The following is a 7,746-nucleotide window of genomic DNA, read 5'->3' as shown; positions in this document are numbered from 1 at the left end:
AAGAGAGAGATCGGGGGGCACGGGGGAAACGGGGGCCGTGCGGCGGTGTGACAAAGCGGCTCGCATCATGCGAGGTCACACCGGCGCACGGCCCCCGCCCACGTGCAGAACGATGCCCCTGTCAGACCTTCAGCGTCCTGATCGACGTCGGCGCGTGCCATGGCTCGGTCGCGAGTTCCTCGAACTCCACGACGGCGCTGATGTCGTTCGTGGTGGACATCGAGATGTCGGTGACCCGTTCCAGGATGACCTCGACGACCACCGGCACCCGGTACCGCGCGGCGAGCTTCTTCGCCTCCTCGAAGGCGGCGCCCAGGTCGGCCGGGTCGGTCACCCGGATCGCCTTGCAGCCGAGGCCCTCCGCGACCTTGACGTGGTCGACGCCGTAGACACCCAACTCGGGCGAGTTGACGTTCTCGAACTCCAGGTTGACCTGGAAGTCGATGTCGAAGGCGCGCTGCGCCTGCCGGATGAGACCCAGGTAGGAGTTGTTCACCAGGACATGGACGTACGGGATCCTGTGCTGCGCCCCGACGGCCAGCTCCTCGATCATGAACTGGAAGTCGTAGTCGCCGGAGAGGGCGACGACGGACGCCTCCGGGTCGGCCTTGGCGACGCCGAGCGCGGCGGGGACGGTCCAGCCGAGCGGGCCCGCCTGGCCGCAGTTGATCCAGTGGCGGGGCCGGTGGACGTGCAGCATCTGGGCGCCGGCGATCTGGGAGAGGCCGATGGTGGTGACGTACCGGGTCTCGGGGCCGAAGGCCCGGTTCATCTCCTCGTAGACGCGCTGCGGCTTGATCGGGACGTCGTCGAAGTGGGTACGGCGCTGGAGGCGGGCCCTGCGGTCCTGCGCCTCGGCCGCCCACGCGGAGCGGTCGGGTAGCCGGCCCTCGGCCTTCAGCTCCCGCGCCACCTGGACGAAGAGTTCCAGCGCGGCCCCGGCGTCCGAGGCGATGCCGTAGTCGGGGGCGAAGATCCTGCCGATCTGCGTGGGTTCGATGTCGACGTGGACGAACGTCCGCCCGGCCGTGTAGACGTCCAGGTTCCCTGTGTGCCGGTTGGCCCAGCGGTTGCCGACGCCGAGGACGAAGTCGGAGGCGAGGAAGGTCGCGTTGCCGTAGCGGTGCGAGGTCTGCAGGCCGACCATGCCGGCGTTCAGCTCGTGGTCGTCGGGCAGGACGCCCCAGCCCATGAGGGTGGGGACGACCGGGACGCCGGTCGACTCGGCGAATTCGACGAGCAGTTCGCCGGCGTCGGCGTTGATGACACCGCCGCCCGCGACGATCAACGGCCGCTTCGCGGCGTTGAGCATCCCGATCGCCTTCTCGATCTGGGCGCGGGTCGCGGCCGGCTTGTAGACGGGGAGCGGCTCGTACGTCTCCGGATCGAACTCGATCTCGGTGAGCTGGACGTCGATCGGGAGGTCGACGAGGACCGGTCCGGGGCGGCCTGAGCGCATCAGGTGGAACGCCTGCTGGAAGACGCCGGGGACCTGCGCCGCCTCCAGGACGGTCACCGCCATCTTGGTGACCGGGCGGGCGATGGAGGCGATGTCGACGGCCTGGAAGTCCTCCTTGTGGATCACGGCGGTGGGTGCCTGGCCGGTGATGCAGAGGATGGGGACGGAGTCCCCGGTGGCGGAGTAGAGCCCGGTGATCATGTCGGTGCCGGCGGGCCCGGAGGTGCCGACGCAGACCCCGATGTTGCCGGGGTGGGTGCGGGTGTAGCCCTCGGCCATGTGCGAGGCGCCCTCGACATGGCGGGCGAGGGTGTGGTGGATGCCGCCGGCTGCCTTCAGGGCGGCGTAGAAGGGGTTGATCGCGGCGCCGGGGACGCCGAACGCGTCGCTGACGCCCTCGCGCTTGAGGATCTCGACTGCCGCGCGGGCAGCGGTCATACGAGCCATTGCGTACTCCTGCTTCAGCTGCCGGACTCGCGCTCCCGTCGCGCCCCGCCGCGAGCACTTCCGTGATCCTGATTTCCGTATGACGGAAACTGATTTCTGCTATCTGGAAGCAATGTAGGAGTCGGTGGGGAGGCCGTCAAGGGCGGGACCGTCGAATCGCCCGCGCCTGTCGCGGTGTTCCCCTGCCGGTGGGCCCCCGGCTGGAGGACGATGAGGGGGCTGTCACGACGGGACCCGGTGTGCTCGGTGGTGGGGTGGGACATGAGCGAGACCATGGCGGTGCGATGCCCGGAGTGCGGGCGGGAGCACCAGTACGCCGCGCCCGCCTACCCCTGTGCGTGCGGCACCCCGGTCGCCCCGCCCCTGAACCGGCGCGCCGCCCCGGTCCACGTCACCCACCGCACCTGGGACGAGGACTGGGTCACCGTCCGCTGCGGAAGCTGTGGACGCGCGGACCAGTGGCCCCATCCGGAGCTGGGCTGCTCCTGTGGGACCGTGCTGCGCGTGCCCGTCACGGCCGCCGCCCAGCCGTCGGGCACCGGGGGCGGCGACCCGGCCGAGCCGCCCTTGGAAGCGCCCGCCGCGTCGCGGGCCACGTTCCAGCCGGTCACGATCCGCACCGCGCGCGACGCGGTCACCGCCGTCGCCCTCTATCTGCGCTGGCTGGGCTACAAGGACATCCGCCGGGCCGACCAGCGCCAGCCGCACGGCGTCGGGCTCGCCGCACGCGGCGTCCTGGTGCAGGTGCACCCGCTGGTCCAGCCGGCCGCGCCCCGCGACGTCGAATGCCTGTGGCTGACCGCGATGGCCGAGTCCTGCGACTGTGTCTGCTTCACGCTCGCCGGATACACGGACGACGCCCGCGACCGTGCCGACGGCCTGGGCGTCGCCCTGTTCGTCCTGGACCTCACGGGCACCCCGCAGCCGGTGAACGCGGCCGCGGTGGAGCTGGTCGCGACCGGCGCGGGAACGTGATCATTGGCGGACGACGCGAACGGTTCGGCACCGGGGGCCGCACACGCGGGCCACACACGACCCCCCACGCGCGACCGGCGGACCTCCACGCACGACCGGCGGACCCCCGCGCTCGACCGGGGGTCCGGGCTCGGGAGGCCGCCTGTCCGACCGCGTACCGCGCCTATCCGTCCGCGTACCGCTCCCGCAGTTCGATCTTGCGGACCTTCCCCGACACCGTCATCGGGAACGCGTCCAGGACGCGCAGCGCGCTCGGGATCTTGTAGTGCGCCAACCGCCCGTCGCAGAAGGCCCGCAGCTCCTCCAGCGTGAGCGGCCGGGCGGGGTCGCGCGGGATGACGCAGGCGAGCACCTCCTCGCCGTACCGCTCGTGCGGCACGCCGACCACCTGGACGTCGGCGATCGCCGGGTGGCCGTACAGGAACTCCTCGATCTCCCGCGGGTAGATGTTCTCGCCACCCCGGATGATCATGTCCTTGATCCGGCCGACGATCTCGACGTACCCGTCCTCCCGCATCACCGCGAGGTCCCCGGTGTGCATCCACCGGCCGGCGTCGACGGCCTCGGCGGTCTTCTCGGGCTCCTCCCAGTAGCCGAGCATCACGCTGTAGCCGCGGGTGCACAGCTCTCCCGCGGTGCCCCGTGGCCGGGTGACCCCGGTGGCCGGGTCGACGATCTTCACCTCGATGTGCGGGAGGACGCGGCCGACGGTGCCGGTGCGGTGCTCCAGGTCGTCGTCGCGCCGGGTCTGGGTGGAGACGGGCGAGGTCTCCGTCATGCCGTAGCAGATGGACACCTCGGCCATGTGCATGTCGGCGACGACCCGCTTCATCACCTCCACCGGGCAGGGCGAGCCCGCCATGATGCCGGTGCGCAGGGACGACAGGTCGTACGACGCGAAGTCGGGGAGGTTCAGCTCCGCGATGAACATCGTCGGCACGCCGTACAGGGACGTGCAGCGCTCCTGCTGGACGGCCTCCAGGGTGGCCTCAGGGTCGAAGGACGGGGCCGGGACGACCACGCAGGCGCCGTGCGAGGTGGCGGCGAGATTCCCCATGACCATGCCGAAGCAGTGGTAGAAGGGGACGGGGACACACACCCGGTCCTGCTCGGTGTAGGCGATCGACTCGCCCACGAAGTAGCCGTTGTTGAGGATGTTGTGGTGGGAGAGGGTAGCTCCCTTGGGGAAGCCCGTGGTGCCCGACGTGTACTGGATGTTGATCGGGTCGTCGCAGGACAGCTCCTCGAACGGGACGGGGGTCCCGCGTGCGATCAGCGTGTCCCAGCTCGGGTCGCCGATGTACACGGTTTCCCGCAGCCGCGGGCAGTTCCCGCGCACCTGCTCCACCATCGCCCGGTAGTCGCTCGTCTTGTGACTGAGCGAGGCGAACAGCAGCGAGACCCCGGCCTGGTCGAGGACGTACTCGACCTCATGGGTGCGGTAGGCCGGGTTGATGTTCACCATGATCGCGCCGATGCGCGCGGTGGCGTACTGGACGAGCACCCACTCCGGGCAGTTGACCGCCCAGATGCCCACCCGGTCGCCCTTGGCGATCCCGCTCGCGACCAGCGCGTACGCCAGCCGGTCGACGTCCGCCGCGAACCGGGCGTAGGTCCAGCGCCGCCCGGACGGCACGTCGACGAGGACCTCGCGGTCCGGCCAGGCGGCCACCGCGCGGTCGAGGTTGGCGCCGATGGTGTCGCCGAGGAGGGCCGTGCCGCTCGTCCCGTGCGCGTACGACGACCCGCCCGTGGGCCCGCCGCCGCTCACCGGAAGTCCTCCTCGCGGTACTCGGCGTCCGAGCCCTCGGCGGTGGCCTCACGCAGCTCGATACGGCGGATCTTGCCGGACACGGTCTTCGGCAGGTCGGCGAACTCCAGCCGGCGGACCCGCTTGTACGGCGCGAGGACGGTCCGGGAGTGCTCGAAGAGGACCTTCGCGGTGTCCGGGCCCGGCTCCCAGCCGGCCGCCAGCACGATGTACGCCTTCGGCACGGCGAGCCGCAGCGCGTCCGGCGCGGGCACGACGGCCGCCTCCGCGACCGCCTCGTGCTCCAGCAGGGCGCTCTCCAGCTCGAACGGGCTGATCTTGTAGTCGCTCGCCTTGAACACGTCGTCGGCGCGGCCCACGTAGGTGATGTAGCCGTCCTGGTCGCGGGAGCCGATGTCGCCGGTGCGGTAGTAGCCGCCCGCCATGGCCTCCGCGGTGCGGTCGGGGTCGCCGTGGTAGCCGGTCATCACGCCCACGGGGCGGTTGGACAGGTCGAGCGCGATCTCGCCCTCGTCGACGTCGGGGGCGCCCGAGACGGGGTCGAGGAGGACGACCTTGAATCCGGGGCTGGGCCGGCCCATCGAGCCGGTCTTCAGCTCCTGGCCCGGACTGTTGGAGACCTGCACGGCGGTCTCGGTCTGGCCGAAGCCGTCCCGGATGGTGATGCCCCAGGCGCGCCGCACCTGCTCGATGACCTCGGGGTTGAGCGGCTCGCCCGCGGCGACGACCTCGCGGGGCGGGGTACGCAGCTGGGTGAGGTCGGCCTGGATCAGCATCCGCCACACGGTGGGCGGGGCGCAGAAGCTGGTGACGCCCGCGCGTTCCATCTCCGACAGCAGCCGGGCCGGGTCGAAGCGGGTGTAGTTGTGGATGAAGACGGTCGCCTCCGCGTTCCACGGCGCGAAGAGGTTGGACCAGGCGTGCTTGGCCCAGCCGGGCGAGGAGATGTTGAGGTGGACGTCCCCGGGTTTCAGGCCGATCCAGTACATCGTCGCCAAGTGGCCCACGGGGTACGACACATGGGTGTGCTCGACCAGTTTCGGCCGGGCGGTGGTGCCCGAGGTGAAGTACAGCATCAGCGGGTCGGAGGCGTTGGTCTCGCCGTCCGGCGTGAAGTCGGCGGGGGCCGCGCAGGCGTCCTCGTAGGGGCGCCAGCCGTCCGCGGTGCCGCCGACGGCGACCCGGGTGTAGCGGCCGGGCACCTCGTCGAACTTGGCGGCGTCCTCGGCCCGCGCGATCACATGCCGGACCCGGCCGCGCTCGACGCGGTCGCGCAGGTCGGCGGGGCCGAGCAGCGGGGTGGCGGGGATGACGACGGCGCGCAGCTTCATCGCGGCGAGGGCGGTCTCCCACAGCTCCGCCTGGTTGCCGAGCATGACGAGGACCCGGTGGTCGGCCCGGACGCCCTGGGTGCGCAGCCAGTTCGCGACGCGGGAGGAGCGCTCGGACATCTCGGCGAAGGTCAGCCGGGTCTCGGTGCCGTCCTCCTCGACGATGTGCAGGGCCGTGCGGTCGTTCCCGCGTGCGATCTCGTCGAACCAGTCGAGTGCCCAGTTGAAGAAGTCGGGGCGCGGCCACGTGAAGCCCTTGTAGGCCGTGGCGTAGTCTTCCCTGTGGGTCAGCAGGAAGTCCCTGGCCGCCCGGAACTCCTCCGTGGCGCTCGTCCTCGCCGACATGTGTCCTCCTCATTGCCGGACCGTCGCCTGACATCGTGTAATGCGTGATACGCGTCTCACTACCCCCGAACGGGGGTGCGCCGCGCGGAAAGGGCGAGTTCGTGGCAGTTGATCCCTTCAGTTCCGTCGATCCTGCTCCATCGGGTTCGACGGACTTGCGCGGCGCGCTGAACCGCTTACGGCTGCTCACCGGGCTGCCGCTGGCCTTCGCCGGGCTGGTCGAGCCCGGTCCCGGGCAACTGCGCATCAGCGAACTCCAGGGCAACCGGACGACCTCGCTCAGCGGGCTGTCCGTGCACTCCGGGAACGGGCTGGGCGGCAAGGCGGTGGCGCTGGCCCGCCCCTGCTGCGTGACGGACTACTCCTCGTCCCGGCAGATCAGCCACGAGTACGACGCCGCTGTCGCCGCCGAGGGCATCCGCTCGGTTCTCGCCGTCCCCATCGTCGTACGGCGCCGGGTGCGCGGCGTGCTGTACGGCGCCCTGCGCGCACCGCAGCCGCTGGGCGACCGCACGGTCGGGGCGGCGATGGAGGCCGCGCGGGACATGGAGCAGGCCCTGGTGGTGCGGGACGAGGCCCGGAACCTGCTGGCGGCGGCGCGGCCGCCGGAGGACGGGTCACCGGGGGCGTGGGAGGAGGTCCGCGAGGCGCATGTGGCGCTGCGGGCGCTGGCCCCCCGCATCGACGACCCGGAGCTCCGGCAAGAACTCCTCCAGGTGTGCGGCCGGCTGGCCGGTGCCGCCGCCACGGACACCCCCGGCTCCGACGCGCCCGCCCCGCCCGCGGGGCCGCGGATCGCCCTCACCCCCCGCGAGCTGGACGTACTGTCCTGCGTGGCGCTCGGCGCGACCAACGCCACCACCGCCGACCGCCTCGGCCTGCGCCCCGAGACGGTCAAGGGCTACCTCCGCTCCGCCATGCGCAAGCTGGAGGCCCACACCCGCCTGGAGGCGGTGGTGGCGGCCCGCCGGGCGGGGTTGCTGCCGTAGGACTCCGTCGGTGCCCGGCGCGTGCCGGGTCGGAGGGAGGATGGGGGTGGAGCGGCGTCCGCCGTCGGCCCTCACGGGCGGACGGAGGCCGTCGTCGGCCCTCGCGGGGCCGAGCCGAGTCGATCAGGGCCGGCGCGCATCGGTCGCGCGGGGCGGTGAGGGACGGCCGGGCGATGGTTCGGGATTCATGTTTCGGGCGTGTGAAATTCCTTATGCCGTACCCTTCCTGTTATTTCCCTCACCACGCTGCGTTCCGAAATTCAAGGACTGGTTGCCTAATATTGGCCCGGACACGACACAGAGGGGAGCGGTGGCCCGTGCATCGGGACTTCAAGGAGCCTGGGAGACCCCGCCCCGACCTGGTCATAGGCAGGGAGGAGCTGTTCACCGCGGCGCGGGAGCAGCTCGCGCGCGGCGGTGAACAGCTCC

Annotated in this window: 5 protein-coding genes; 2 read left to right on the top strand and 3 right to left on the bottom strand. The window is 71.5% G+C overall.

The genetic code is table 11. The features are described from left to right. Positions 1–121: 121 nt before the first annotated feature. Positions 122–1,906, bottom strand: coding sequence for a glyoxylate carboligase (gene gcl, locus AOK15_RS30930; protein WP_055521642.1), 1,785 nt, complete (start codon positions 1,904–1,906; stop codon positions 122–124). Positions 1,907–2,167: 261 nt separating this feature from the next. On the opposite strand from gcl, the gene AOK15_RS30925 reads away from it, so the two are divergent. Then, a complete protein-coding gene (locus AOK15_RS30925; RefSeq protein ID WP_185093501.1) occupies positions 2,168–2,881 on the top strand; it encodes a hypothetical protein in 714 nt (237 codons plus the stop codon). Positions 2,882–3,044: 163 nt separating this feature from the next. Here the strand turns inward: AOK15_RS30925 and AOK15_RS30920 are convergent, their stop codons facing one another. After that, positions 3,045–4,652 carry an AMP-binding protein gene (locus tag AOK15_RS30920; protein WP_055521641.1) on the bottom strand — a complete coding sequence of 536 codons (1,608 nt, stop codon included), beginning with the start codon at positions 4,650–4,652 and terminating at the stop codon, positions 3,045–3,047. Next, positions 4,649–6,328 (bottom strand): AMP-binding protein, encoded by a 1,680-nt coding sequence (locus AOK15_RS30915; protein ID WP_055521640.1) that lies wholly within the window; start codon positions 6,326–6,328, stop codon positions 4,649–4,651. The genes AOK15_RS30920 and AOK15_RS30915 overlap by 4 nt, the downstream gene beginning before the upstream one ends. A 101-nt stretch (positions 6,329–6,429) precedes the next feature. Between AOK15_RS30915 and AOK15_RS30910 the strand changes: the two genes are divergently transcribed. Further along, positions 6,430–7,317 (top strand): helix-turn-helix transcriptional regulator, encoded by an 888-nt coding sequence (locus AOK15_RS30910; RefSeq protein ID WP_055521639.1) that lies wholly within the window; start codon positions 6,430–6,432, stop codon positions 7,315–7,317. Positions 7,318–7,746 lie beyond the last annotated feature (429 nt).

Origin of the sequence: Streptomyces ossamyceticus (assembly GCF_001418475.1) — a bacterium.
Lineage (GTDB): Bacteria > Actinomycetota > Actinomycetes > Streptomycetales > Streptomycetaceae > Streptomyces > Streptomyces ossamyceticus.
Note: the sequence above shows the minus strand (reverse complement) of the source record. Positions and strands in the feature narration are given on the sequence as shown.

Excerpts from the sequence above, each read along its gene's own strand:
- gcl (WP_055521642.1), bottom strand. The coding sequence starts at position 1,906 with ATGGCTCGTATGACCGCTGCCCGCGCGGCAGTCGAGATCCTCAAGCGC.
- AOK15_RS30925 (WP_185093501.1), top strand. The coding sequence starts at position 2,168 with ATGAGCGAGACCATGGCGGTGCGATGCCCGGAGTGCGGGCGGGAGCAC.
- AOK15_RS30915 (WP_055521640.1), bottom strand. The coding sequence starts at position 6,328 with ATGTCGGCGAGGACGAGCGCCACGGAGGAGTTCCGGGCGGCCAGGGAC.